The following is a 26186-nucleotide window of genomic DNA, read 5'->3' as shown; positions in this document are numbered from 1 at the left end:
ATCACTCTGCCGTTTCGGCCGAGTTCTGCATCCAGACCCAACTGGTGCGGCACATGTCGAACAGATCGTACTGTGCCTCGAACCCCAGGACCTTTTTGGCAAGGCTGGGATCGGCATAGCTGGCTGCCGCATCCCCGTCTCGGCGCGGCGCGATCTTGTAGGGGATGTCCCGATTGCTGGCCCGCGCATAGGTCGCGATCAGTTCCAGCACGGAATAGCCACGCCCGGTGCCAAGGTTCACGACATGGCCCTGCCCGTCACGCTCCAATGCCGCGAGCGACTGCACGTGACCTCGGGCCAGATCAACAACATGGATATAATCCCGCACGCCGGTCCCATCCGGCGTTGGATAATCGTTTCCGAACACCGACAGAATGGGCAGTTCGCCCACCGCGACCTTTGCGACATAGGGCATGAGGTTGTCCGGAATGCCCGACGGGTCTTCTCCGATCAAGCCAGACGGGTGCGCGCCCACAGGATTGAAATAGCGAAGCACGCCGACAGTCCATCCTGGATCGGATGCGACCGTCTGTTCGATGATCTGTTCGCAGACCAGCTTGGAATACCCATAGGGATTTCCATAGCTGAGCAGCGCAGTTTCGGGGGTCGGCAGCTCTGCGGCATTGCCATAGACCGTGGCCGAGGACGAGAACACCAACCGGCGTACGCCAGCATTGTCCATCGCCTGCATCAGATTGACCAAGCCCACAACGTTGTTCTGCATGTAGGCCAGCGGCTTGCGCACGCTTTCGCCCACCGACTTGAAGGCGGCAAAATGGATCACCGCGTCGATCTTTTGCTCTGCAAACACGCGGTCCAGCGAAGCGCGGTCCAGCACATTGGCCTCGACCACGACAGCCTCTTGCCCTGTGATCTTGGAGAGCCGTTTTGGCACGTCCCGTGCGGCATTGCTGAAATTGTCGAGGATCAGAACATCATAGCCGGCTTCGACGAGGGCGACATAGGTGTGAGACCCGATATACCCGGCCCCACCTGTCAATAGCACGCGCTGTTTCACCAAATACCCTCCTGCCACGGACCGGTCACACCGGTCTTGCCTGCGCCATGACTGCACATTCGAGGCTTTAGTAACCAAATTAGTCCAAGATCGGTACCCTGTCGTGTTAAAATTCAGAACCTAAACTGCCCCGCAATTGACAATTCCTGTGCATCGCGCCGCAGTTTGGTCAAATTACAATGCTAACACCTCGGAAAATTTACCGTTGAGTAAGAGAGTGACTATCGTAGGCTTATGACCCTGTCTTGGACGTTGACAATCTGCACATACAATCGACCTCATTTTCTGGTCGAAACCCTCCGCTGTGCGCTGAGGCAAACGCGACGACCCTCCGAGGTGGTCATCGTCGATGCCTCTGACAATTGGGAGGACAACCGGGATCAGATGGTGTCTGAATTCACGGCCGATTGGCAGGACGTGACACTGGTTTATGTCCCTGCCGATGTGCGGTCCTTGACCTTTCAACGAAATCAGGCGTTGGGCCTTGCGACGTCGGACATCGTGTTTTCGCTGGATGACGACATCTATCTGTATCCCGATGCCGCCGAGATTGTGATGCGTGTCTACGAAGCCGACGTGGACGATGAGATCGCGATGGTCACCGGTCAGTTCACACCCGGCCCTTATGAACCCGCGCGCAAACGCAGCTATCCGACCATGCAGACAGGCGCAGATCATTCGAAGCTGCGCCAATGGTTCGAGAACCAGCTGACACTCGACAGCCATTTCGTGCCTTACGGAGACCCGGTGGACATGGGCCCGGTGCCTGCATCGGTGACGCATCTGAACGTGTTCCCCAGCGGATTGGTCAACGGCGGACGCACCACGTTTCGCCGCAAATTCGCGACAGAGTCAGGCTGGACGGAATTGCTTCGCTACTATGCAACACATGAAGACAGCGACTTTTCCTATCGCATGTCGCAGTTCGGTCGTCTGGTTGTCGCCCCGGACGCCGGGTTCTTCCATGCCGACGGCAATGACAGCAAAGCCAGCCGCTTTCGCATCAATACGATCCGGGTGCGCAACCTTTTGGCCCTGCATGCGGTGCACAGCCCGAACCGCGTGCGATCCGCCCTGCGATGCGCGGCATCCTTTGCAAAGTTCATGGGTCTCTACGTGGCCATCGACGCGGCGCAGAAGCGGATCAGTTTTCCCACGGTGCGGGCCTATGCCTATGGCATTGCGCAGATCCCGGTGTTCCTGTTCTTCCCGATCCGGAACTTCAAAAAGTGGTATATCGACATGCAGGAACGCATGTACGGGGACCGCTACAAATCCTGATTTGCCGCCAGTCGGCCTAGGCGTTCCAGATCTCGCGCACCAGCATGTCTGCGCCGCGGCTTGAATCGAAATCCGCCACCACACGTGCGCGTCCGGTTTTCGCCAGCGACTGCGCCTTTTCCGGATCTGCGGCAAGCTGCATCAGGGCCTCTGCCAAGGCCTCGGGGTCTTTTGGCGGGACCAGAATGCCATCCTCGCCACTGGTGATCAGCTCGGGCACACCACCCGCGTCTGTGCCGATGGTGGGAACTTCGCAACTCATCGCTTCCATATAGGCCACGCCCAAAGGTTCCGACCAACTGGCCAGGACAAAGACATGCGATGACATCAGTTTGTCCCGTACCGCCTCGGCGCTGATGGCCCCCAGAAGAGTGACATGTTCCTCAAGCCCAAGTTCAACGATGCGCGTGTCCAGCTCTTTGTGAAAGCCGCCTCCGCCGGCATCGTCCTCGCCTGCGATCTCTAGATGCACGGGCTGCCCCCGGTCGATCATCAACCGGACCGCTTGCATCAAATCCTGATGACCTTTGACCACGTTCAGACGACCACAGCTGAACACCCGCAAAGGCTCTCCGGGAACCGGTGGCACGTAGGGCGTGTCGCGGCGGAAGGCACTTGTATCAACCCCCATCGGCTGCAGAGGCAGACGTTTCGGCAACGCGTCCCCCAATTGGCCGGGCAACAGGTCAAGCAACGCGCGGGTGATGACACTGACAAAAGCGGCGCCGCGCCATTTGAAGCGCTGGCCGACACCGTAATCCTGCAGCGGTCCATGAAGGGTCAGGCTATAGGACAGCCCATGCGCATGATGCGCAAGGGCGGCGATCAGGGCAGCTCGACCGCAGGAATGGGCGTGAATGTGGGTGATGCCGCGACGCTTGCAGTCGCGCGCCAGCTTTTCCGCCGCCGGGGCGCTGATGATGACATCCTTGAGGAACGTTTTCGCCTCGTCCTTGGGCAAGCGCCGCGCTTCTTTCAGGATCAAGCCCCAAGGCAAGCGCGGCAGGATCGCCATAAGCAACGCCGGATTGCGCGACGCCAGATAGGTCGTGCGGGCCATCGCCTCTTGCGACCATCGATGCGAGATCAAACCCGAAGGCGGAACGGTTGTGCTGTAAAGAACCGGCGTCACGCCCTGTGCCTCAAGCGCCGCGATCTCGCGCCAGAAGAAGATATGCGTCTGACCGGGGAACTGCGGCACGAGGTAAGCGAATGATTTGTTCGTCATTACAAGCGACACGTTACCCAAGCTTCCGATTGGCGGCGACGATAGGTGTGCAAGACATCATGTGCCAGTTGTTTTTCCTCAACAGACTGTTGAGACACGGATGATGTCCCCTTAGCGCACCCGCAAGCGCGACAGGTGCTTGCGCGACATGGTCAGCGATGCCGCGGCCAGCACGACAAGCGCTGCGCCTGCGTAGAACCGCAGGGTCGGAATTTCGCCAAAGACAAAATATCCGGCAGCGGTCGACAAAGGCAGGCTTAGGTAACCCAGAACAGACAGCACCCCGGCATCTCCGTTATAATGCGCACGCAGGAAACAGGCCTGTGCGCCTTGGGCAAAGACGCCAATTGCCAGCAGCGGCACAAGATGGTGCGACGGGATCGGCTGCCATGACCAGAGCGCAAACGGCAGCGTGCACAGGCCCAAGCCGATCGTGTACAATGTCATTAGAACGAGGGTCGGGGTGCTTCGAAGCCGTCTTGTGACGATCACAGCAGCCGAACCTGTCAGAATGACCAAAGCCAACGCCATGAGCCCCGGTCCAAAGGTTGTGCCGTCAGGGTCGATGGCGATCACCACACCAACCATCGCAACCGCCGCCGCGAGCCATTGCCTGGGCGTCACCCTCTCGCGCAGCAAGACTGCCGCCAGCACCATGACAACCAAGGGACGGGTGAAGTTCATCGTGGTGAACAGCGCCAGCGGCACACGCGAGATGGCAAAGTAGCTGGCGGTCAGGGTCGCTGCACTCAGGGCGATGCGCAGGATTTGCAGGGGCCAGTCAGGAACCGCGGCAAAAGCGGCACGGTGGCGCAGCACCCATGGCGACAGCAGCAGAAGACCAATCGCCGCCCGCAGGAACACGATCTGCGCCACCGGATAGCCAAGGCCCAGCGCCTTGACTATGCTCAGCGCCCAGATGTTCAGGGCCATATCGGCCAAAAGCCATGCACCCCCCTTGAGATTGTCGCGGGGCGCGTCTGTGCTCATCGGCGGGGGGCAATCAGGTTCGCCATCAGGCGATAGGCTCCTGGCACCAGCTTGGCCATCTGGTGATGCAGGACAAGGCTGCAATGGGTGTGACGGCCTTTGCCGATTTCGGCCGTGAGAAGCGCGCCGGTGAGCGGGTCTTCACCGGGGTCCGACATCGACAGAAGCGGCGTGTAGGCATCGTCCCAGCTTTTGGCAAAGTAGAGGCCACGTTCCTTGACCCAACCCTCCCAGTCCTCGGCGGTGATGTGGTTGGGCGTGTTCAGAAGCGCATGATCGGGCGCCAGATGCGTGACCTCGGCATTGGCATCGGTCACGCGCCAACGCAGCGACGGTTGTCCGATTTCGAGCCTACGCGGCGGAACAGTGTCTGAATCCCAGTTGTCCCACGGGCGGTGGTAGAGCGTCACCAGCGTGCCGCCCTCTTCTACCCATTCGCGCAGGCGGGGCATTTCCGACACCAGCCCGTCGCGGAAGCGGAGGGCGAAGATGCCGATGACAATCGTGTCGAACGCGGCAAGCGCCGCGTCACTGGTGATCTGATCGTCAGACAGAGAGGTGATGTCCGCGCCAAGCGCAGTCAGCCAGTCGGCGACTGCGTCATGCCCACTGCCGATGTAGCCGACCTTGGCTTGGGGCAGCGCGACATCCAGCACCCGAACCGTCAGGGCAGCGGGTCGGGCATAGACGGTTGGGTCGACATGGTCATAGGCGATGCGCTGTTCGGTCATCGCAGGAGAGTCACCGACATAAAGTGGGAGTGTATAAAGCCCCGGTTCGGGATCGTCCGGCAGTGTGATCTCCACCGCGCCTGTGCCATGTTCCATCGACCAACCCTCTGGCAGATCGAACGTCACCCGTGACCCCGCCGGGCTGACATCTGCAATCGCCACCGAGACAGACCTCTTGGGCGTTTTGAGGTTGATCAGAGCCGCATCTGGCGCGATCAGCGCGGCGCGGTCCGGCAGGATAACGGGCGGTTTGGCGAAGGATAAAGTGACGGTCGTCATCTCAAGCTGGATCTCGATCCGGGGCAATGGCGGATCGGCTGGATCGTATTCGGCGCGGTAAGGGTCGGTCTGATTGGCATCGGACGTAATGGTGATTTGGCCATCCTCCTCGGACCAGCCATAGGGGAGCGCGAGGTTGTAGCTGGCGCGGTCGGCATCGCCTTTGTCGAACTCTACCGTGACATCGGTTGTGTCACCGGGACGGAGCCAGGTCTGGTGCGTTCGGGCATCGGTTTCGATGCCCAGCGCCAGACGCAGGACATGGGCCAATTGCCGATGTTTGGCGGTCAGGCGGTGCGCAATGCTGTCGGGCGCATCGGCTTCGGCCTTTTGCAGGTGGAGCAGAGCCTTCTGCGCCGTCTTTGCAATGTGACGCGCATGGGGAAAGGCCGACACGGTTTCGGTGATATAGCCATGCGCCAGCAGCAGATCCTGCTTGGCACCCGGAGCGAGGTCGACCAGATCGGCCAGAGTTTGCGGCAAGCCAGCGTGCAACGCATCATCCGGCCCATCGACATGGCTGATTGCCAGATGCAGCGGCCAGTCCTTGCCAGGGCCAGCAGGAACCCAGCGCCCCATGCCTTGCGTCCGGTGATAGGCGCGGGACATCTGGCCGATGCGGGCATAGCTCCAGCCCGACATTGGGTCTTTGCCTGCACCGTCGATGGTGAGGGTGGCTTCGGGCGGAGGCAGATCGTCATCATAAGCCTGCCCGGCACCGGACCATGCGGGAAGGTACATCTTGGACACCTGCCATGGCGGCAGGTTCGACGGGAAGTCGGGATCGGCGGCAGCATCCATCACTTCATGCGCAGCTTGGGTCATGGCGCGGTGGTGGCCGTGCTGGCCGGGCACGTCGAGGAAGGTCGGCAGGATGATGTCGGGGCGATCTGTCCGCACAATCTCAACAAAGCGATGAAGCAGATGGTCGTGCCCCCAGATGCCCATCGTTTCCTCGCCGCTTTTGGAAAAGCGGAAATCGCGGATCGGGTCGTCGGGTGAGGTGCCGTGCCAGTAAAGGCGCATGTTGAGCAGATCACAGGCGCGTTCCATCTCACGCGTCCGCAAAGCGCCCAGCGCCGGGCCGCTTTCAGTACCGATGTCGTTCTGCCCGCCTTCACCGCGTGTGGAGCAAGCATAGCTGAGGTTGATGCCATCGCGCAGACCGATGGCGGCCAGAAGGGCTGTTGTCTCATCATCGGGATGCGCGCCAGTGTTCATCAGCCGGACCACGGATTGCAGCGGGCGCAGCGCCCACCAGAGATCAAGCACACGCGGGCGCATGCGGGTCTGTTCAAGGCGGGTCTGATCAGGGGTCGGCATGGGTTACCTCGCTTCGGCGATGGTGGGGGTGAAGGCCTGATGCAGCACCAGCGCAGCGGCACCGAGTGTTGCTGTCATACGACCAGAGGTGCCGCGCATCAGGCGCGGATGTGTGCGATCCGGACGGTTCGACACCGATCTGGCAGGCAGCGCCGTGCGGGCAATCATGTGATCCAGAAGATCGTCCGGCATCGCCCCGCCAAGGATCACGGTTTGTGGGTCAAAAAGGTTTTCGATGATCGACAAAGCCGAAGACAGCGCCTGTGCCGCGTGGTTCAGCCAGTCGAATAAATGGCGATTTGCGGTGGAATAGAGACTGTTGAGCTCGTCCATGTCTGTCACACTCACCCCCTGCGCGGCCAGATAGGCCTGCACGGACAAACGGCTGGTGGCACTTTCGAGTTCCACGGCATGTCCGTCGACCAGCACCTGAATGTGCCCGATCTCTCCGGCGTTGCCGAACGCGCCCTGAAGGATTTGACCGTTCTGAACAAGGCCCAGCCCGAGCCCTTGACCGAAATAGAGATAGGCAAAATCGTCCAGCCCTCGGGCGACGCCATTCATCCTTTCGGCCATCGCCGCCGCATTGGCGTCATTTTCGACGAACACAGGCAGGTCGAGCGCGTTGGCAAAGATCTCGGCCGGATCGCCGGTGTTCCAGCCGGGCAACTCTGATTCTGTGCCGGTCAGACCCGTGTCGCCGAAGGGGCCCGGCATGACGATGCCTGCGCCCATCAATGCGCCTTTGCGGACCCGCGACTCTTTGAGACAAATGTCAAGTTGAGCCGAAACAGTGTCTAAAATTGTGGATTTTCCCGCATTGCGCAGCGGAATACGCCGGGTCTGAATCGGCGTGCCGACCAGATCGACAAGCGCGGTGAAAACAGCCGTCGGGCGGACCTCAACACCAAAGGCATACCCACCGTCCGGTTTGATGGCATATTGCTGAACCGGCAGGCCGCGACCGGCGCTGCGGACCCCCTGTTCGACCAGAAGGCCTTCGCCCAGCAGATCGGAGATGATGTTGGACACCGCCTGTGTCGAAAGCCCCGAGGCGCGGGCAATTTCGGCGCGACCTGCCGCACCGACATGGCGAATGGCGCGCAGAACCAACTGTTTGTTGTGGCTGCGGGCGCGTTCGGGATTGGCCCCAAGTTGCGGTTTCAGCGTACTGACCATGCCTTCGCTTAGCGCACCAAACTTGAACACTCAAGAAAGTTGAGTTAACGCTTGGAGAATGACCGGTCGCGAACAAGAATGGATCGGCACATTCAACAGATCTCAACAGGGAGAGGTCCATGGCATTCTTCAACGTCAAGGCACTGGCCGTTGCGACAGCAACCAGCGCCGCCGCACTTTTCAGCACCGCCGCACATGCGGTGGAAATCGAATACTGGCAGTACTTCTTCGATGCCCGCGTCAAGGCAATGGAAACGCTGATCGAGAATTTCCAGGAGGCAAACCCGGACATCACGGTCAAGATGACCCATTTCCCCTATGCCGATTACCGCACCAAGGTCGCTGCAGCGATCCCAGCGGGGGAAGGCCCGGATGTGGTGCAGTTGTTCTACGGATGGCTCAATGACTACGTGGCCGCCGAGCTGATCCAGCCGCTTCCTGCGGATGTGTTCCCGGCCAGCCAGATTGATGCAGAGTTCTTTCCGATGGTGCAGGCGATGAAGGACGGCGACGCCTATTGGGCGCTGCCAACCGCCGTGCGGTCCTTGGCGTTGTTCTACAACGAGCGTCTTCTGGAAGAGGCCGGTGTCGAGCCGCCGACCACTCTGGACGAGATGATCGCCGCCGCTAAAGCCATGACCAAGCGCGATGGCGCGGGGAACCTGACGCAAGTCGGTATGACGGCGGGCATGACTGCGCAGGATCACCATTGGTGGCGCGAAGGACTGGTCCGTCAATTCGGCGGCGAGCCTTATGTCGATGATTACCAGACGGTGAATTACAACAATGAGGCCGGGCTTGAGGCGCTGAATTTCTATGCGTCGCTGTTCAGTGGCGACGATGCCGTATCCGCCATCGGGTTCATGGATGAACCGCAGGCTGCGTTCAAGGCGGGGCGTGCGGGGCTGCATATCGACGGATCGTTCCGCATCGGATCCCTGAACGACACGCGCGGCCTGAAATGGGGTGTGACCGAGCTTCCGGCGACAGCCGATGGCACGCGGTCGAATTATTCGTCTTACTGGGTGAACGCGATCACCACCAAGGCCGAGGGCGAGAAATACGACGCGGCAGTCAAGTTCATGCAGTACATCACCAGCGACGAGGCGATGCAAATCTGGTTGAACGTGGTTGGTGAATTGCCGGCAAAACCATCGGTTGGTCTGACCGACGAAAACGCGAATGACCCGGTCTATGGCCCCTTCATCAAGGGGCTCGCCTATGCCCACACCACCAAGTTCGCCAATGAAAGCGGCCAGCGTCAGGTGATGGTGGAAATGGTCGAGCGCATGACCCTGCAGGGTATGAGCGCGGAAGAAAGCCTCGCCATTGCTGCAGAGGCAGAGCAGAAGATCCTCGACGATTATTACAAGAGCGCGTCCAACTAAGCGCGCGGCACGGACGCCCCGGTTCCCTCCCGGCCGGGGCGTCACCTTTTTCGGGCTGAGGCATGTATCGCAATCTGACCATCCGGCAGAAGCAGATCGTATGGGCGTGGGCGTTCCTTGCCATTCCGATCCTGTTTTACTCGGTCATTCGGTTCTATCCGACGGGCAACGCCATCCTGATCAGCTTTCAGGACTGGAACCTGCTGGGCGACCGGACATGGACAGGTCTGGACAATTACCAGAAGCTGTTTGCCGACCCTGTGTTCTGGAAAGTGTTCAAGAACACCTTTGTTTATCTGCTGATCGGCACGCCTGTCAGTCTGCTGATTTCCTTCGTGATCGCCTACCACCTGGATCAGGTTCGGTTCATGCACGGCTTTCTGCGGATGCTTTATTTCCTGCCCTTCATGACCAGTGCGGTTGCGATGGCATGGGTCTGGCGCTGGTTCTACCAGCCGGTCCCGGTGGGTTTGTTCAACAACGCACTGGCCAGCATCGGCATTCCGCAATTCCCGTTCCTGCAATCCACCACATGGGCGCTTCCCTCTGTTCTGGCCCCTGCGGTCTGGGCCGGATTGGGGTTTCAGGTGATCATCTTCATGGCAGGGCTGCGGGCGATCCCGCGCAGCTATTACGAGGCGGCGCGCATTGACGGCGTGTCGTGGTGGACGGTGTTGTGGGAAATCACGCTGCCGCTCTTGAAGCCAACCATCGTGTTCATCGTGGTGTTTTCCTCTATCGGGTTCCTGCGCATTTTTGATCATGTGTTCAACATGACGACGAACAATCCCGGTGGGCCTTTGAATTCTACAAAACCGCTGGTTCTGATGATCTACGAGACCGCATTCAGCGCCTTTGACATGGGGTACGCCGCAGCGCAAACAGTGGTTTTGTTCCTTGTGCTGCTGGTGGTGAGCCTGATCCAGCTGCGCATTCTGAGGGACAGCTAAATGACCGCTACGGAAATCCGTCCCACGACTGACGCGCTGCTCAAGACCGAAGCTCCCAAGAAGCCTGCGAACATGGGGCAGATCCTGCGCTGGACGCTGCTGTTCCTGGGCGGTGTCGCGATGGTGATGCCCATCGCCTACATGATCTCGACCTCGCTGAAATGGCCGCATGAGGTGTATAACCTGAAGCTGATCCCGGATGAGCCACACCTGGAGAATTACACCTATGTGCTCGAGGATGGACGGTTCTACTGGTGGTTCGTCAATTCAATGATCATCGCGATCATCACGACGGTCTGTAACGTGATCTTTGACTCGCTTGTGGGTTATACCCTCTGCAAGTTCCGCTTTCCGGGCCGCTACATCGTCTTCATCGCGATCCTGTCGACACTGATGATCCCGACCGAGATGCTGGTGATCCCGTGGTATCTGATGAGCCAGCAGTTCGGGTGGCTCGACACCTATTGGGGGATCATGTTTCCGGGATTGATGACGGCCTTCGGCACCTTCCTGATGAAGCAGTTTTTCGAGACTGTTCCGGACGATTTTATAGAAGCGGCGCGGATCGACGGGCTGAACGAGTTGCAGATCTGGTGGACCGTGGCGATGCCTTTGGTGAAACCGGCGCTGGCAGCCTTGGCGATCTTTGTTTTCTTGGGCAACTGGACCGCGTTCATCTGGCCGCTGATCGTGACCAACTCGGTCGAGATGTATACCCTGCCCGTGGGTCTGTCGTCCTTTGGCGACGAGGCGGATGTGGCGTGGGAGCTGATCATGACCGGGGCGGCGATTTCGACCATTCCGACTCTGATCGTGTTCCTGATCTTCCAGCGTTACATCATTCAGGGTGTGGTGATGGCGGGCCTTAAAGGATGAGTGTGATCGGTTTGGGCTCCGTTGCGTTTGCGTATTTGGAAAGAGAAGAAGCAGGGGGCGGTGCATGACGGACCAGAGCGTGTTTCCGGACCCGACCTATCGGGACACGGTGCTCGCGCCCCTGTTTGACGGGGTGAAGGCGCATTACGCGGGGCACATGGCGGCGATCAACCGGGCGCATCTGGTGATGCTGGCGGAGACCGGGATTTTGGAGTCCGGGGACGCGGGTGCGATTGCCGGGGCGTTGCTGGATGTTGATGCCGAGGTGAACCTCGATGCGCTGAGGTATACCGGCGAGTTCGAGGATTACTTCTTTCTCGTCGAAGCGGAGTTGAAGCGCCGCTTGGGCGATCTAGGTGGAGCCTTGCACACCGCGCGGTCGCGCAATGACATGGACCATACGCTGTTCAAACTGGCGTTGCGCACTCGGGTGTCTGTGCTTTTGGAGCAGGCGTTAACCTTAACGGAGGCGCTGATCGCTAAGGCGGAGGCCGAGAAGGCGACACTGATCGTCGCCTATACGCACGGGCAGCCTGCGCAGCCGACGACCTGGGGGCACTATCTTGGCGCAGTGATCGAGGTGATGTTGCGCGATATTGCGCGTCTCAATGCGGCGGCCGATGGGTTGGAGCATTGCCCAATGGGGGCGGCGGCGATCACCACCAGCGGGTTTCCGATTGATCGGGCGCGCGTTGCCGAGTTGCTGGGATTCGAGGGGCCGCTGGTCAATTCCTATGGCTGCATCGCGTCGGTCGATTACGTGACCGGGCTTTATTCCGCGATGAAGCTGATGTTCCTGCATCTGGGGCGGGTCATTCAGGATATGCAGTTCTGGACGGCGTTCGAGGTGGGGCAGCTTTATGTCCCGAACAGCCTTGTACAGATCAGTTCGATCATGCCGCAGAAGCGCAATCCGGTGCCCATCGAACACCTGCGCCATCTCGCCAGTGCGACGGTCGGGCAATGCGATGCTATCGTTGGGGTGATGCAGAACACACCGTTCACCGACATGAATGACAGCGAAGGTGAGGTGCAGCAGTTGGGTTATGCTGCCTTCGAGCGGGGCGCGCGGGTGTTGCAGTTGCTGACGGCGCTGATCCCGGCCTGTCGGGTCAATGCGGACAGGGTGCGGCGGACGACGGATGCAGCTTGCATTACGATCACCGAATTGGCGGACACATTGGTGCGGGACGAAGGGCTAACGTTCCGCGCGGCGCATGAGATCGCTGCGGCGACGGCAAAGGCGGTGATTGCCGAAGGGGCTGCTCTGGGCGACGGGTATGCGGCGTTCTCGACTGCGTTCGAAACACTGACCGGGCGCGCGCCGGGGTTGGACGAGGCAGCGTTTCGGACAGCGGTTGCGCCGGAGACCTTTGTTGCGCGGCGGGACCGGATTGGTGGACCGGGAGAGGCGGCGTTGCGAGAGGCTTTGGCGGGGTACGTGGCGGAGGCGGAGGCGGCGCGGGCTGCCTGTGCCCTGCGCAAAACCAGACACGAAACCGCGGAACAGAGACTGAAATCGGCGTTCGATGCGCTGCTGGTGAAGGACTGAGCATGGCCGATCTGGCGATCCGAAACCTGGTCAAACGCTATGACAAGACCGAGGTGCTGCATGGCATCAGCCTTGATGTCGAAGACGGGGAGTTTGTTGTGTTTGTCGGCCCGTCGGGTTGTGGCAAGTCGACGACGCTGCGCCTGATTGCCGGTCTTGAGGACGCGACCAGCGGGGAGATCGTGATCGGCGGGCGGGTGGTCAACAACCTCGAACCCAAGGACCGGGACATCGCGATGGTGTTCCAGAACTACGCGATCTATCCGCACATGACCGTGCGCAAGAATATCGGCTTCGGGCTGCGGACCTCGAAGATGTCGAAGGCCGACAAGGAAGCGCGGATTGACGAGGTGGCAGGAATACTGGGGATGACCGACCTTTTGGCGCGCAAGCCGAGCCAGTTGTCCGGGGGACAGCGACAGCGGGTTGCCATTGGCCGGGCGATGGTGCGGGACCCGGCGGTGTTTCTGTTCGATGAGCCTTTGTCGAACCTCGATGCGCAACTGCGGACGCAGATGCGGCTGGAGATCAAGAAACTGCACCAGCGGGTCGGCAACACGATCATCTTTGTGACCCATGATCAGGTCGAGGCGATGACGATGGCTGATCGGATCGTGATCATGAAGGACGGTCATATCCAACAGGTGGGCACCCCGGCTGAGGTCTATCACAAACCGGCGAATACCTTCGTGGCGCAGTTTATCGGGGCGCCGTCGATGAACATGCTGTCTGGAACGGTGGCGAATGGGGCGGTTCAGATGGCATCCGGTAGCACGGTTGATCTTGGAGTTGGGTTACCGGAAGGCCGTTACGTGACGGTGGGCGTCCGGCCCGAAGACCTGCATCCCGGCGCGGGGCCTGCGCTGGTGCGGGGGCCGGTGACAGTGCGCGAACCTCTTGGGCATGAAACGCTGATCTATGTCGGGGCCGAGGGGCAGGAAGTGATCGCCAAGGCGGATGGGCGTACCCCGCCCGAGGTTGGCGAGGAGGTGACCTTGACGGCGGCGCTGGACACGCTGCACATCTTCGATGCGGCGACGGGTGACGCTCTGCGGTAAGTTCACAAGACAAGGCAGGATGCAATGATCGACCTATACACATGGACCACACCGAACGGGCGCAAAGTGTCCATCCTGCTGGAGGAGCTGGGTGTGCCCTATACCGTACATTCCATCGACATCGGCAAGGGTGACCAGTTCGCGTCGGAGTTCCTGAAGATTTCACCCAACAACAAGATCCCCGCGATTGTCGATCAGGAGAATGGCCTGTCGCTGATGGAGAGCGGGGCGATTATGCTCTACCTCGCGCAGAAGCACGGGCGTTTTCTGGCCGAAGGCGATGCCTATTGGCAGATGATGGAATGGCTGATGTGGCAGATGGGAGGCTTTGGCCCGATGCTGGGTCAGGCGCATCATTTCCTGAAGTTCAACAAAGGCACGTCGGACTACGCCGAGGCGCGGTACGGGAAAGAGGCGCAGCGGCTCTATTCCGTGCTGAACACGCAATTGGATGGGCGCGATTTCATCGCCGGCGAGTACACGATTGCCGATATGGCGATCTTTCCCTGGGCCGCGCGGTTCGAATGGCAGGAGATCGATCTGAACGATTTTCCCAATGTCAGAGACTGGTATCTGCGGATTGCAGAGCGTCCTGCGGTGCAAAAGGGCTATCAGGTGCCGAAGTACGTTACAGATATTCCAATGCCCTGAGACGAGGGCTGATCCGTTGCTTCAGGATCGGCTGCAAACCAGCGCGACGGTGACCAAGGAAGGCCACGGCTATTCGGAACGTACGGCAGATGGTTTGCAGCAATGCTATTTGCGCAAATATCTGGACATGGCGGACGCGTCACCAGTCCTCAAGACTTTTGGAGCCTGCGTCGGGAAAAAGACTTAGGAACCGGGACGCGACTCGGGTGGTTCGTCGTAGATCGACCAGCCGCATGTGCTTTGGCTGTCTGGCAGATCGGATCGCTTGAGATTGCGCGCGATATAGGTCTTGGCGATGAAGTTCGCCGTGATCGGAGCGGTCAGCAACAGGAACACCGAGATCAGCAACTCGTGGATCGAGAGATGTCCTGTCTTGGCGAAAAAATAGATCATCGACGCAACAAGCACACCGCCGACCCCAAGGGTTGTTGCCTTGGTTGGCGCGTGCAGACGCTGAAGGCTGTCCTTCAGCTTGACCAGACCGTAAGAGCCCACCAGACCGAAGATGCCACTGACGACAAGCGAGATGGTGATCAGAAGTTCGACGACGAAGTTCATGCTTGTCCCTTACTCGATGATGTCGCCGCGCAGCAGGAAGCGGCAGTAGGCGACGGTGGACACAAAACCGACCATAGCGACCAGCATTGCAGCTTCGAAGTAGATCGCCGTCCCGCGCCAGACACCGTAAAGCACCAAGAGCGCAATCACGTTGATGACCATCGTGTCGAGCGCGAGAATGCGGTCGGCTGCATCCGGCCCCTGCGCAATGCGCCAAAGGTCCAACAGCAGGGCGATGCCATAGCATGCGGCTGCAAACAGAATTCCGGCTTCGATCATTGGAAAATCTCCTTCAGCCGCCGTTCGTACCGGTTCTTGATCTCGTCGCGCACCGCGTCCGGGTCATCGGTGTGCAGGCAATGCACGAGGATGCTGCGGGCATCGGCGGACAATGTGGCGGAAACTGTGCCCGGTGTCATTGTGATGGTTCCAGCAAGAACAGTGATCGCTTCGGCCGATTTTACGTCAAGCGGCACAACGATCCACTGAGACCGGATGTCTTTTTCGCGTTTGAACAGGATGATTGCCGCGACCTGCACGTTGGCAACGACAATGTCCCACACCACGATCAGAACGTATTCAAACCCTTTCAGCGGGCGTTTGATCTTGGGGCGGTCCGGCCAGTAGGGCGCGGTCAGCATCGGGATCACGATCCCGAACAGAAGGCCCAAAAGCAGGTTGCCCAATGTGAACTTGTTGACCAGCGCGAGCCAGACAAACACCAGAGTCAGGCTCAGGAACGGGTGAGGGATCAAGCGTTTCAGCATGTTCAGCTCTCCTCGACCGGGGCGAGGACCGCCGAGATATATCCGGACCGGTCGAACAATTGAGCAGAGGTTTGTTCAAGATAGGTCGCAACCGGGCCCGCAAATACGGCAAGGGCCACCAGCACGGCGAGTGTCAGCATGACCGGGGTCACTTGTGCGACCGTGGCGGCGTCATGGGGCGCAGCTCCGTCCGCATCCGGCAAGGGTGCCTCGATCTCGGTCGATTTCCAGAACAGCGCGCTTCCTGCGCGGGCAAAGCCCACGATGGTCAACAGCGACCCGACAAGGATCGCTGTCCATGCCCAGACGATCACATCGGGACCACGCAGGGCATCGAGGACCAGAAGCTTGCCTAGGAACCCGCTGAGCGGCGGCATGCCGGCCATCGCTATCGCGGCGGCAAAGAAGATCGCGGCGAAGAGGCCGTTCTGCACGGTGGCGAATGTAGGCGTCAGCGAGTCGCCGCTGCGACGGCTGACCACCAGATCCGCGATCAGGAACAGGCAGGCGGCGGCAAAGGTCGAGTGCACCATGTAGTAGAGTGCTGCGGTCGTGGCGACAGGCGAAAAGACGGCGACCGCCACAAGCAATGTGCCCATGGATCCAACAACCGAGAAGCTGATCAGCGGCATCAGGCGTTTCGCGCCCAGCACCCCGAATGCACCAAGGGCAATCGTGACGATCGCGGCCGGGAAAAGCCACGCGTCGATCATGCCTTCGGTGCCGGGCACACCGGGTCCAAAGACAACGGTATGCACTCGCAGAATGGCATAGGCGCCGACCTTGGTCATGATCGCAAACAGCGCCGCAACGGGGGCGGGTGCGTTCGAATAGGTGGCCGGCAACCAGAATTGCACCGGGAACAGGGCCGCCTTGACCGCGAAGACGATCATCAGGAGCATTGCCGCGACACGGACCAGTCCAGCTTCGTCGGCGGGAATGGCCGGGATCTTGGCGGCGAGGTCAGCGATGTTGAGCGTACCTGTGCTGGCGTAAAGCGTGCCCAGTGCAAAGAGGAACAGGGTCGACCCCGCAAGGTTCATCACCACATACTGCAGACCCGCGCGCATCCTCTCCCGACCGCCCGAGTGGATCATCAGACCATAAGAGGCGATGAGCAGGATTTCGAAGAAGACGAACAGGTTGAAGATGTCGCCGGTCAGGAACGCGCCGCAGATACCCATGAGTTGGAACTGAAAAAGCGCGTGGAAATGTTTGCCGCGATTGTCCCAGCCGGTGGCCATCGCGTGCAGCAACACCATGAAGGCCAGGACCGAGGTCAGAAGCACCATCAGCGCAGACAGCCGGTCGAGGACCAGAACGATGCCGAACGGTGCGGGCCAGTCCCCCAGACGGTAGATGTGGGTTGTGCCGTCCATCGCCATGCTGAGAAGCACCATCGAGATGGCGAGCAACAGAACGGTGCCGACAGTCGATGTGACACGGGCCAGAACGATATCGTGCCGCATCATGAACCCGATGATCGGGGCGATCATGGCCGGAAGAACGACGGGAAGGATGATCCAATGGCTCATTTCGCGACGTCCTCGTCAGTCTCGGTCTGATCTATATCGATGCTGTCGGTATCCGCTTCGAGGAACGCGCCAAGCGAGACCATCACCAGAACCGCCGTCATCCCGAACGAAATCACGATAGCTGTCAGAACCAGCGCCTGCGGCAGCGGGTCGGTGTAGCTGGCTTCGCCGTATTTCGACAGGATCGGCGACATGTCGATGGCCAGACGTCCGCTGGAGAAGATAAAGACGTTGACCGCATAGGACAGCAACGCCAGCCCGAGGATCACCGGGAAGGTGCGCAACCGCAGCAAAAGGTAGACGCCGCCTGCGGTCATGGTGCCAACGGCGCTTGCAACAAGAAATTCCATGTCAGCGCGCCTCCGGTGTGTCTTCGACCCGGCTGGCGGGGTCGTAATCCATGGGGTCCACGTTCACCGTGGTGCCAGCATAGCGCGCGATGCGCGACAGGCTGTAGAGCATCAGCATCACGGCCCCCAGAACGGTCAGGAACACGCCCAAGTCAAAGAGCATGGCGGTGGCCAATTCGAACTCCTCAATCGGGGGCAGATGCACATAGGTGTAGGAGCTGGTCAGGAACGGTGCACCGAAAACCCACGCACCCGCGCCGGTCACACCGGCGATGATCACACCGAAGCCGATGAGGGTGTGGTATTCGATACGCTGGCGATCCTGTGTCCAGGCGAAACCCGACGCCATGTATTGCATCAGAAGGGCAATCGCGACGACGAGACCGGCGACAAAGCCGCCGCCCGGTTGGTTGTGGCCACGCAGGAAGATGTAGATGCCAACCATCAGCGCGATCGGCATCAAAACGCGGGTGACAACGACCATCATCAGCGGGTGACGGTCCTTGGAGCGGTCCTGCGCATAGTCGGCGTTGCGCAGACGACGTGCAGCCGGGCCTTCAAGCAGCGCTTGCATCAATGCGTAGATCAACAGACCGGCGATCCCCAGAACAATGATTTCGCCGTAGGTGTCGTATCCGCGGAAGTCCACGAGGATCACGTTCACGACGTTTGTGCCGCCGCCGCCCTCGTAGCTGTTTTCGACGTGGTAGGACGAGATTGTCGAGATGTCGCGCTGCATAAAGGCAAATGCCAGACCACCAACCCCGGCCCCTGCCGCAATGGCGATGATGCCGTCGCGGATCTTGAGGCCAAACGGGCTTTCCTTCGGGGTTTCCTTGGGCAGGAAGTGCAGCGCCAGAAGGAGCAGCATGATCGTCACGGTTTCGACCGAGATCTGCGTGAGCGCGAGGTCGGGGGCCGACATGTAGACAAAACCGGCAGAGATCGTGAGGCCAATGATCCCGATCAGTACAAGTGAGCGGAACCGGTGGTGGTGCATGGTCACGACGGACACGGTGGCAACAACCAGCATGATCCATCCAACTGCAATCACAGACGGCACAGGCAGCATCCCGCGCGTGGGTTCGGACAGGCCGCCCCCCATGAAGGCGATGGCGCCAAGCACAACCGAGCTTACGGTGAATATTGCAAGATAGCGGCTGATGGCACCATTGTGGGTGGATGCCGTGAAGCGCTGCGTCATGCCGACAATCGCGGCAATCAGGCTGTCAAAAATGGCTTTGGCTTCTGGACGGGGGGCCTTGATCCAGGCCCGATCCAGAGGCGCGTGCATGGCAAGCAGGACAGCGCCACCGACAATGGCGATAATCGACATGAAGAGCGCCGGCGTGACTCCGTGCCAGATTTTCAGGTGCGGATGCAATTCGGCCCCTGTGACTGCGCTTGCCGCAGCGGTGACGATGCCTTCGGCAAGGAAGGGCATCACGCCGATCAGTATGACCAGAATGACCAACAGCGCGGGCGAGGCCCAAAGGCCAAAGGGCGGGTCATGCGGCTTGGACGGGTAGTCGTCACGCACCGGTCCGAAAAACACATGGCTGATGAAGCGGAAGGAATAGGCAACCGACAGCAGCGCGCCGATTGTTGCCAGCGCTGGCACGGCATAGGCGCTGCCCGCCCAATAGGTGTGCGAAGCTTCCTCGAGCATCATTTCCTTGGACAGGAACCCGTTGAAGAGCGGAATACCCGCCATCGACAACGCGGCAACCGTGCCGATGAAGAAGGTGATCGGCATCAGGTGCCGCAAGCCGCCAAGGCGTTTGATGTCGCGGGTGTGCGCCTCGTGGTCGATGATCCCGGCGGTCATGAAGAGCGCCGCCTTGAAGGTCAGGTGGTTGATGATGTGGAACACGGCGGCGACCGCTGCTGCCTCGGTTCCGAAACCCAAGAGCATGGTCAGAAGGCCAAGATGGCTGACGGTCGAGAAGGCGAGGAGCGCCTTGAGGTCATCCTTGAAGAGCGCAATGAGCGCGCCAAGGACCATCGTAACCAGACCTGTGGTTGCGACGATGTAGAACCATGCATCGGTGCCAGACAGAACCGGCCACATGCGGGCCATCAGGAAAACGCCCGCTTTGACCATCGTGGCCGAGTGCAGGTAGGCCGAGACCGGTGTTGGTGCGGCCATCGCGTGCGGCAGCCAGAAGTGGAACGGGAACTGTGCGGATTTGGTGAAGGCACCCAGCAGAATCAGGATCAGCGCGGGCAGATACCATTCGGAGGCGCGGATCGCGTCACCCGCTTGCAGGATGTCAGTCAGGTTGTAGCTGCCTGCGATATTGCCAAGGATCAACATGCCGCCAATCATCGCCAAACCACCGGCCCCGGTGACGGTGAGCGCCATACGGGCACCCTGACGGCCTTCGGGCAAGTGTTTCCAATAGCCGATCAGCAGGAAGGACGACAGCGACGTCAGTTCCCAGAACACCAGCAAAAGCAGGATGTTGTCGGACAGGACAATTCCCAGCATCGCGCCCTGAAACAGCAGGAGGTAGGTGTAGAACTGCCCCACGGGATCTTCGCCCGAGAGATAGAACCGGGCGTAGAGCGTGATCAACAGGCCTACGCCAAGGATCATGCAGGCAAAGAGCAAACCCAGCCCATCAAGGAAAAACGAGGCCGAAAGGCCCAATTGCGGCAGCCAGTTCACTTCGGCCTGAATGACCTGACCGTCCAACACGGCAGGCACAAATGTCAGCAGGAGGATCAGTGCAATTGCAGTTGGAACGGCCGTGAAGCTTGCACATGCGTTGCGTCCGGCGCGAATCATGAGACCGGGAACCAACGCGCCGATGAACGGCAGCAAAGCTATGAGGATGAGGACGTTGTCCGATGTGTTCATGTCAACTGTTAGTCCAACCTGAATAACCTCGGAGCGCAATATCGTTAAACGCAGGCGTTGTAAAAGCCTCGGTACTGAAATCAGGCGTTTTATGGGTCGAGACTGGACTCAGGTTTATCTGGTGTTTTCGAAAATTAAGCGTGGGTTGTGATGTCGAGCGCGGTGTTACACGGGCCCATGATCGTCTGTACCAGAGCGTTTGCTTGAAAAAACCTGTCTTTAGGTAAACCAAGTTGTTTATTTGCGATCCAAAGCATCCAAAGATAGACGCAAGCATCAGTTTACCGTCAGAAAACAATGCCACATTTGCAGGCACGTGACGTTAGGAGACAATGACAGCAGCGCAGACTTTCTACGGTCCCGCGTTACAATTTGTGCAAAGATCAGCAAAGCCACCTACATCTCACATGCCGCTAAACGTTCAAGACAACACCGAAGCTGACGACCTCAGACAGCGCACCCAATATTCATTGGTCTCGGTCAAGCTGGTCGCGCCGTTTGCGTTGGGATGGTGGATCGCCGCGTATTTGCTTGATGCGCCGTTGCTGTCGACGGCCGCAGGCATCGCCACCCTTGGGGTGATTGGCGGCATCGCGCTGCACCACTTCCAGTGGCATCTGGCGGCACGTGTTTTCTGGTTGGGAGCAACCAATGTGGCGGTTGCACTGGCCTCTTTCGTCACGCCGCCAGAAGGTCACATGTCGTTCATATTCATCGCGACTGCGATTGGTCCCTTCGTCATATTCTCGCCGCGGACCGAAAAGTTATGGTTTTCGGTCATGCTGATCGCGCCCATTTCCCTTTGGTTCGTGGGATGGGCGACCGATTATTCCTTGGTTGGATATTTCGAGGTCTCGGCAGAGGCAGCGGATCGGGTGCTTTCACCAGCGACGGCGGTGACCCTGTTCGGAACCGTTCTGTTCGTGATTGCCTATTTTGTACACGTGACGCGCCGAAATGCCCAATCACTGAGAGAGGCACGGCGTCAGGCAGAACAATCCAGCGAAGCAAAAAGCAACCTGATGCGCAGCGTCAGTCATGAGATGCTCACTCCGCTGCACGCGATTTCCGGGTTTGCCGAATTCCTGCATTCAGACGCGAGGGCCGGTCGCAACGTGCGTAAGGAGCAGCTTGAAGAATACTCCGCACATATCATGAGCGCGTCGAACACGCTGCAGCTCATCATCGAGAACATTTTCGACTTTGCCAACTGGAACGCCGAAGAAACCTCAGCGGAGACCATGCGGGTGTCTGTGCACGCCTGCCTGAACCCCGTCATCCAGAGGTTTGCGGGCGCTCTGTCGAACAAGACTGTGACGTTGGACAATCTGGTGCGCGACGACCTTAATGTCGTTGGCAACCCGATCTGGCTGGCCGCGATCTTTAAGCAACTTCTCGACAACGCGATCAAGTTCGCCAAGCCGGGTGGGCGCATTTCGATCCGTGCCCATGCCAAAGATGACGACACGGTCGAGATTGTGTTCAAAGACGATGGCCCGGGGTTTCCCGCTGGCCGCGCGTCAGCCGCCTTTGCCGCATTCGAAAGATTGGGACACGAGACAGGCACGACCGCTGGTGTTGGTGTCGGCTTACCACTGGCACAGAATTTCGCGAAGGCGATGGGAGGTATGATCGTCATTGACGAGTCAGTTTCCGACGGCGCGCAGGTCAGGTTGGTCTTGCCGATGGCCGCGGCAGAGTGATTTTCGTCATACGTCCATGACGGGTCCCCCCGGACAGTCTTTCTGTCCGAGGGGTGCGTTTGAAGATCAGGCGATCAGATCAAAGCGATCCGCGTTCATCACCTTAGTCCATGCGGCAACGAAGTCACGGACGAATTTCGCACCGTTGTCATCCTGCGCATAAACCTCCGCATATGCCCGGAGGATCGAGTTGGAACCGAACACCAGATCCATGCTGGTTGCCGTCCACTTGACCTCACCGGTCTTGCGGTTGCGGATCTCGTAGGTGCCATCTTCCATCGGAACCCATGTATAGGTCATGTCGGTCAGGTTGACGAAGAAGTCGTTCGTCAATTGGCCCTCGCGGTCCGTGAACACGCCATGTTTGTTGCCGGCGTAGTTTGCGCCCAGAACACGCATACCGCCGACCAGAACGGTCATCTCGGCGGCTGTCAGGCCCAAAAGCTGCGCCTTGTCGAGCAACAGTTCTTCCGGGGCGACGGCGTATTTTTCTTTCTGGAAGTTGCGGAAACCACAGACCAGCGGTTCGAGCACTTCAAAGCTGGCCGCATCTGTCTGTTCCTCGCTGGCATCGCCACGGCCCGGCGCAAACGGCACGTCAACATCGTAGCCTGCTGCTTTGATCGCCTGCTCAAGACCGACATTGCCTGCCAGAACGATCACGTCCGCGATCGATGCACCGGTCTCTGCTGCGATGGGCTCGAGAATGCCGAGCACTTTGGCCAAACGTTCGGGCTCGTTTGCAACCCAGTCCTTCTGCGGCGCAAGGCGGATACGGGCGCCGTTGGCACCGCCGCGCTTGTCCGACTGACGATAGGTGCGGGCGCTGTCCCATGCGGTTGCGATCATCTCGGCCGAGGTGAGACCGCTGTCCGCGATCTTGGCTTTGACGGCAGCCACATCATAGGTGGTGCTGCCAGCCGGGATCGGGTCCTGCCAGATCAGGTCTTCGGCGGGAACGTCCGGGCCGTAGTAGTTGGCCTTGGGACCCATGTCGCGGTGGGTCAGCTTGAACCATGCGCGGGCAAAGGTGTCTGCGAAATACTCGGGGTCTGCGCGGAACTTCTGGCAGATCTCGTTGTAGATCGGGTCGACCTTCATCGCCATGTCGGCATCGGTCATCATCGGCATGTCACGCTTGGACGGGTCGGACGCATTCACCGGCTTCTTGTCTTCCGGCATGTCGACCGGTTCCCACTGGTTGGCACCGGCGGGTGATTTGGTCAGACGCCATTCATAGTCGAAGAGGTAGTCGAAATAGCCCATGTCCCACTGTGTCGGGTGCTGGGTCCACGCGCCTTCGATGCCGGACGTAAAGGCATTGGCTGCTTTGCCCTGATGGCCGGGGTTGTCCCAGCCGAAGCCTTGGGAGTGAACCGGGCAGCCTTCGGGTGCGGCACCGATCTGGTCGGCCATGCCGCCGCCACCATGCGCCTTGCCGACGGTATGACCGCCACAGGTCAGGGCTGCGGTTTCTTCGTCGTTCATTGCCATACGGGCGAAGGTTTCGCGCACGTGCAGTGCGGTGCGGGCCGGATCGGGCTGACCGTTCACACCTTCGGGGTTCACATAGATCAGGCCCATGTGGACCGCAGCAAGCGGGTTGTACATTGTGCCCGGCTGATCAAGATCGCCGTAGCGGTTCTCGCTCGGCGCAAGCCATTCGTCTTCGGCACCCCAGTTGACGTCGGTCTCCGGACCCCAGATGTCTTCGCGGCCAAAAGCGAAGCCAAAGGTTTTCAGACCCATGGATTCATATGCCATATTGCCTGCGAGAATGATCAGGTCCGCCCAAGACAACGCGTTGCCATACTTCTTCTTGACCGGCCAAAGCAGACGCCGCGCTTTGTCGAGGCTGGCGTTATCGGGCCATGAGTTGAGCGGCGCAAAACGGATATTGCCGGATCCGGCGCCGCCGCGACCGTCGCCCATGCGGTACGAACCGGCCGAGTGCCACGCCAGACGGATCATCAGACCGCCGTAGTGACCCCAATCCGCAGGCCACCAATCCTGGCTTTCCGTCATCAGCGCACGGACGTCTGCTTTGACGGCGTCATAGTCCAGCGCCTTGACGGCATCGCGGTGGTTGTAATCCGGGTCCATCGGATTCGTACGCGCGCCATGCTGGTGCAGGATGTCGAGATTGAGCGCCTTGGGCCACCACTTGGTGACGCTGTTTCCGGTGCCGGTGTTGCCACCGTGCATGATGGGGCAGGCCCCTTTCGGATCGAGATTGTTGCCGTCCATGATCTTTCTCCCTCGCAGTGAATCAGATGAGCCACCCAGCCCATTCTGGAATCGTTCTAACCAGACCGCGCAATAATTTCCAATTGGATATCCAAAAAGACGTGATAAGTTTTTCAAATGATAGGATTGACCATAAAACAACTGAGATATTTCGATGCGCTGGCCCGGCATCGACATTTTGGGCGCGCAGCGGAAGCCTGTTCGATCTCGCAACCCGCCTTGTCGTTGCAGATCAAGGAGCTTGAGAACATGGCCGGGGCTGCGTTGGTCGAACGCGGTGCCCGGGAAGTGCGACTGACGTCAATCGGTGAGGATTTTGTCATCAAGGCGCGGCAGGTCTTGTTGGGCATTGACGAACTGGAAGACCTGATGCGCGTCTCCCAAGGGCCGTTTGCCGGACGCTTTCGCCTTGGTGTCATTCCCACTGTCGCGCCGTATCTCTTGCCGGATACGATCACGGCTTTGACAGAGCGTTTCCCTGACATCGATCTGGAACTGCGGGAATCGGTCACCAAGTCGCTGGTCACGGATTTGCTTGAGTCACGTCTGGATGCGGCGATCGTCGCTCTGCCGATCTCGGAACCCGCGCTGCGGGAATTCGCGCTGTTTCAGGAAGACTTCGTTCTAGTGCGGTCTCGCAAGGACGACGGCAAACCCGTACCCAGCCCCGACATGCTCAAGACAATGCGGCTTCTTCTTTTGGAAGAAGGTCATTGTTTTCGGGATCAGGCTTTGTCGTTCTGCGAGATCACCAAGACCCAACCGCGCCAACTGATGGAAGGCAGTTCCCTTTCCACGCTGGTGCAGATGGTTGGGGCGGGTATGGGGGTGACTTTGATCCCAGAAATGGCGATCGCGCTTGAAACGCGAAACGCCAAGGTGTCGGTCGTGACGTTTGATCCGCCAAAACCCAATCGCACGATCGGGATGGTCTGGCGCAAATCAAATCCGCTTGCTGATCAGCTCATGAATGTCGGCGCAATCGTGCGGGGGCTGGGGCAGCGGAACAGGCCGTAAAGCCCCTGCGGCATTAATGACTCACAAACCAAAAAAGCATATTTGGCCCACAGGTTAACTTGCGCGATGGAAAATCGTGCGACACGCTCAAAATATGGGCGCTTTGAAAACTCTTGGATATGCCTCCTGTTTCACCTGTCTCGCGGCCACGGCGGCGAAGCCTGACGAAGACCTTTTGCGCCGGGTGACCGATTGTGTGGGACGGCTGTCGGCCCAGATCGAACACCACTGGTTGCTGTCTGACCAACCGACCGAGCAGATCGAAACACAGCGGGCGCATATGGAGGATATTCTCGATGCGCTGGTCACACCCGATACCGCGACTCGGATCCTGTCCAATCGGATCGACGCCAAGATGGCACATGCCACTCTTTTGACCCAAGCGGCGTTTTCCAAGGATGATCGGCGGGCGGCATGGGCTGAAAAAAGGGCAAAACAGGAATTGAGCCAGTGTGGAACGATCCTGTTGGAACCAGCCCCCGAAAGCGTTGCCATGGCAGACAGCACCCACGTTTCCGAGATCGAATCCGTGAATCAGGGGACGTGGCAGGCCTCGCAATAGCGCCTCCCCATACGCCTAGTTGCTCAAAAATCAGACGAAGCCAAAAAAGCGCGTAAAACTTGTGCGTTTGATCCGAGGAT

The 26186-nt window shown here is 59.4% G+C and carries 22 protein-coding genes; 10 read left to right on the top strand and 12 right to left on the bottom strand.

Annotation, left to right across the window (positions count from 1 at the left end; translation table 11 throughout):
* Position 1 precedes the first annotated feature (1 nt).
* Positions 2-1018, bottom strand: coding sequence for a UDP-glucose 4-epimerase GalE (gene galE / locus ACMVPR_RS18110; protein WP_416883999.1), 1017 nt, complete (start codon positions 1016-1018; stop codon positions 2-4).
* A 234-nt stretch (positions 1019-1252) separates the two neighbouring features.
* Between galE and ACMVPR_RS18105 the strand changes: the two genes are divergently transcribed.
* On the top strand, positions 1253-2299 hold the full coding sequence (locus tag ACMVPR_RS18105; RefSeq protein WP_416883998.1) for a glycosyltransferase family 2 protein: 1047 nt from the start codon (positions 1253-1255) through the stop codon (positions 2297-2299).
* Positions 2300-2315: 16 nt separating this feature from the next.
* On the opposite strand, the gene epsE is transcribed toward ACMVPR_RS18105, so the two are convergent.
* The 4 genes from epsE to ACMVPR_RS18085 form a co-directional block, all read right to left on the bottom strand.
* Positions 2316-3527, bottom strand: coding sequence for an exopolysaccharide biosynthesis GT4 family glycosyltransferase EpsE (gene epsE, locus ACMVPR_RS18100; protein WP_416883997.1), 1212 nt, complete (start codon positions 3525-3527; stop codon positions 2316-2318).
* A 111-nt stretch (positions 3528-3638) separates the two neighbouring features.
* Positions 3639-4517 carry a DMT family transporter gene (locus ACMVPR_RS18095; RefSeq protein ID WP_300587414.1) on the bottom strand — a complete coding sequence of 293 codons (879 nt, stop codon included), beginning with the start codon at positions 4515-4517 and terminating at the stop codon, positions 3639-3641.
* Positions 4514-6850 (bottom strand): PIG-L family deacetylase, encoded by a 2337-nt coding sequence (locus ACMVPR_RS18090; protein ID WP_416883996.1) that lies wholly within the window; start codon positions 6848-6850, stop codon positions 4514-4516. The genes ACMVPR_RS18095 and ACMVPR_RS18090 overlap by 4 nt, the downstream gene beginning before the upstream one ends.
* 3 nt (positions 6851-6853) lie before the next feature.
* A complete protein-coding gene (locus tag ACMVPR_RS18085; protein WP_416883995.1) occupies positions 6854-8029 on the bottom strand; it encodes an ROK family protein in 1176 nt (391 codons plus the stop codon).
* Positions 8030-8148: 119 nt separating this feature from the next.
* Here ACMVPR_RS18085 and ACMVPR_RS18080 point away from each other — a divergent pair, with 119 nt between their 5' ends.
* From ACMVPR_RS18080 to ACMVPR_RS18055, 6 genes are all read left to right on the top strand, one after another.
* On the top strand, positions 8149-9417 hold the full coding sequence (locus ACMVPR_RS18080) for an extracellular solute-binding protein (protein ID WP_416883994.1): 1269 nt from the start codon (positions 8149-8151) through the stop codon (positions 9415-9417).
* 62 nt (positions 9418-9479) lie between these two features.
* Positions 9480-10367: a carbohydrate ABC transporter permease gene (locus tag ACMVPR_RS18075; protein ID WP_416883993.1), complete on the top strand. Its 888-nt coding sequence runs from the start codon at positions 9480-9482 to the stop codon at positions 10365-10367.
* Positions 10368-11243 (top strand): carbohydrate ABC transporter permease, encoded by an 876-nt coding sequence (locus ACMVPR_RS18070; protein WP_416883992.1) that lies wholly within the window; start codon positions 10368-10370, stop codon positions 11241-11243. It begins immediately after the preceding gene.
* A 64-nt stretch (positions 11244-11307) separates the two neighbouring features.
* A complete protein-coding gene (gene argH / locus ACMVPR_RS18065) occupies positions 11308-12795 on the top strand; it encodes an argininosuccinate lyase (RefSeq protein WP_416883991.1) in 1488 nt (495 codons plus the stop codon).
* A gap of 2 nt (positions 12796-12797) precedes the next feature.
* Positions 12798-13853, top strand: a complete 1056-nt coding sequence (locus ACMVPR_RS18060; protein WP_416883990.1) for an ABC transporter ATP-binding protein — start codon at positions 12798-12800, stop codon at positions 13851-13853.
* Positions 13854-13877: 24 nt separating this feature from the next.
* Positions 13878-14504, top strand: coding sequence for a glutathione S-transferase family protein (locus ACMVPR_RS18055; RefSeq protein ID WP_416883989.1), 627 nt, complete (start codon positions 13878-13880; stop codon positions 14502-14504).
* A 183-nt stretch (positions 14505-14687) separates the two neighbouring features.
* On the opposite strand, the gene ACMVPR_RS18050 is transcribed toward ACMVPR_RS18055, so the two are convergent.
* From ACMVPR_RS18050 to ACMVPR_RS18025, 6 genes are read right to left on the bottom strand one after another with little or no spacing between them, the layout of a single operon-like run.
* Positions 14688-15062 (bottom strand): Na+/H+ antiporter subunit G, encoded by a 375-nt coding sequence (locus ACMVPR_RS18050; protein WP_292267331.1) that lies wholly within the window; start codon positions 15060-15062, stop codon positions 14688-14690.
* A gap of 9 nt (positions 15063-15071) precedes the next feature.
* Positions 15072-15341, bottom strand: a complete 270-nt coding sequence (locus tag ACMVPR_RS18045; RefSeq protein ID WP_292267333.1) for a K+/H+ antiporter subunit F — start codon at positions 15339-15341, stop codon at positions 15072-15074.
* Positions 15338-15829 carry a Na+/H+ antiporter subunit E gene (locus ACMVPR_RS18040; RefSeq protein ID WP_416883988.1) on the bottom strand — a complete coding sequence of 164 codons (492 nt, stop codon included), beginning with the start codon at positions 15827-15829 and terminating at the stop codon, positions 15338-15340. Before ACMVPR_RS18040 ends, ACMVPR_RS18045 begins: the two co-directional genes overlap by 4 nt.
* Positions 15830-15831: 2 nt before the next feature.
* The gene (locus ACMVPR_RS18035) at positions 15832-17364 is read right to left on the bottom strand and encodes a monovalent cation/H+ antiporter subunit D (protein WP_300585477.1); all 1533 of its coding nucleotides are present in this window, start codon (positions 17362-17364) and stop codon (positions 15832-15834) included.
* On the bottom strand, positions 17361-17714 hold the full coding sequence (locus ACMVPR_RS18030) for a Na+/H+ antiporter subunit C (protein WP_416883987.1): 354 nt from the start codon (positions 17712-17714) through the stop codon (positions 17361-17363). Before ACMVPR_RS18030 ends, ACMVPR_RS18035 begins: the two co-directional genes overlap by 4 nt.
* Before the next feature lies 1 nt (position 17715).
* A complete protein-coding gene (locus ACMVPR_RS18025) occupies positions 17716-20577 on the bottom strand; it encodes a monovalent cation/H+ antiporter subunit A (protein ID WP_416883986.1) in 2862 nt (953 codons plus the stop codon).
* A 407-nt stretch (positions 20578-20984) separates the two neighbouring features.
* On the opposite strand from ACMVPR_RS18025, the gene ACMVPR_RS18020 reads away from it, so the two are divergent.
* Entirely contained in the window at positions 20985-22280 is a 1296-nt protein-coding gene (locus ACMVPR_RS18020) for a sensor histidine kinase (RefSeq protein WP_416883985.1), read from the top strand.
* A 66-nt stretch (positions 22281-22346) separates the two neighbouring features.
* Here the strand turns inward: ACMVPR_RS18020 and katG are convergent, their stop codons facing one another.
* Complete coding sequence (katG, locus tag ACMVPR_RS18015) at positions 22347-24527, bottom strand: catalase/peroxidase HPI (protein WP_416883984.1); 2181 nt, start codon at positions 24525-24527, stop codon at positions 22347-22349.
* Between the two features lie 117 nt (positions 24528-24644).
* Here katG and ACMVPR_RS18010 point away from each other — a divergent pair, with 117 nt between their 5' ends.
* Both ACMVPR_RS18010 and ACMVPR_RS18005 read left to right on the top strand, forming a co-directional pair.
* Positions 24645-25544 carry a hydrogen peroxide-inducible genes activator gene (locus tag ACMVPR_RS18010; protein ID WP_300585467.1) on the top strand — a complete coding sequence of 300 codons (900 nt, stop codon included), beginning with the start codon at positions 24645-24647 and terminating at the stop codon, positions 25542-25544.
* Between the two features lie 103 nt (positions 25545-25647).
* Positions 25648-26106 carry a hypothetical protein gene (locus ACMVPR_RS18005; RefSeq protein WP_416883983.1) on the top strand — a complete coding sequence of 153 codons (459 nt, stop codon included), beginning with the start codon at positions 25648-25650 and terminating at the stop codon, positions 26104-26106.
* Positions 26107-26186 lie beyond the last annotated feature (80 nt).

It is taken from the genome of Marivita sp. (genome assembly GCF_048006345.1).
GTDB lineage: Bacteria > Pseudomonadota > Alphaproteobacteria > Rhodobacterales > Rhodobacteraceae > Marivita.
The sequence above is the reverse complement of the archived record's forward strand: the minus strand, read 5'-3'. Positions and strand labels throughout refer to the sequence as shown.

Coding starts and splice junctions, on each gene's coding strand:
- ACMVPR_RS18105 (WP_416883998.1), top strand. CDS start 1,253: ATGACCCTGTCTTGGACGTTGACAATCTGCACATACAATCGACCTCAT.
- epsE (WP_416883997.1), bottom strand. CDS start 3,527: ATGACGAACAAATCATTCGCTTACCTCGTGCCGCAGTTCCCCGGTCAG.
- ACMVPR_RS18095 (WP_300587414.1), bottom strand. CDS start 4,517: ATGAGCACAGACGCGCCCCGCGACAATCTCAAGGGGGGTGCATGGCTT.
- ACMVPR_RS18090 (WP_416883996.1), bottom strand. CDS start 6,850: ATGCCGACCCCTGATCAGACCCGCCTTGAACAGACCCGCATGCGCCCG.
- ACMVPR_RS18085 (WP_416883995.1), bottom strand. CDS start 8,029: ATGGTCAGTACGCTGAAACCGCAACTTGGGGCCAATCCCGAACGCGCC.
- ACMVPR_RS18080 (WP_416883994.1), top strand. CDS start 8,149: ATGGCATTCTTCAACGTCAAGGCACTGGCCGTTGCGACAGCAACCAGC.
- ACMVPR_RS18075 (WP_416883993.1), top strand. CDS start 9,480: ATGTATCGCAATCTGACCATCCGGCAGAAGCAGATCGTATGGGCGTGG.
- ACMVPR_RS18070 (WP_416883992.1), top strand. CDS start 10,368: ATGACCGCTACGGAAATCCGTCCCACGACTGACGCGCTGCTCAAGACC.
- argH (WP_416883991.1), top strand. CDS start 11,308: ATGACGGACCAGAGCGTGTTTCCGGACCCGACCTATCGGGACACGGTG.
- ACMVPR_RS18060 (WP_416883990.1), top strand. CDS start 12,798: ATGGCCGATCTGGCGATCCGAAACCTGGTCAAACGCTATGACAAGACC.
- ACMVPR_RS18055 (WP_416883989.1), top strand. CDS start 13,878: ATGATCGACCTATACACATGGACCACACCGAACGGGCGCAAAGTGTCC.
- ACMVPR_RS18050 (WP_292267331.1), bottom strand. CDS start 15,062: ATGAACTTCGTCGTCGAACTTCTGATCACCATCTCGCTTGTCGTCAGT.
- ACMVPR_RS18045 (WP_292267333.1), bottom strand. CDS start 15,341: ATGATCGAAGCCGGAATTCTGTTTGCAGCCGCATGCTATGGCATCGCC.
- ACMVPR_RS18040 (WP_416883988.1), bottom strand. CDS start 15,829: ATGCTGAAACGCTTGATCCCTCACCCGTTCCTGAGCCTGACTCTGGTG.
- ACMVPR_RS18035 (WP_300585477.1), bottom strand. CDS start 17,364: ATGAGCCATTGGATCATCCTTCCCGTCGTTCTTCCGGCCATGATCGCC.
- ACMVPR_RS18030 (WP_416883987.1), bottom strand. CDS start 17,714: ATGGAATTTCTTGTTGCAAGCGCCGTTGGCACCATGACCGCAGGCGGC.
- ACMVPR_RS18025 (WP_416883986.1), bottom strand. CDS start 20,577: ATGAACACATCGGACAACGTCCTCATCCTCATAGCTTTGCTGCCGTTC.
- ACMVPR_RS18020 (WP_416883985.1), top strand. CDS start 20,985: ATGCCGCTAAACGTTCAAGACAACACCGAAGCTGACGACCTCAGACAG.
- katG (WP_416883984.1), bottom strand. CDS start 24,527: ATGGACGGCAACAATCTCGATCCGAAAGGGGCCTGCCCCATCATGCAC.
- ACMVPR_RS18010 (WP_300585467.1), top strand. CDS start 24,645: ATGATAGGATTGACCATAAAACAACTGAGATATTTCGATGCGCTGGCC.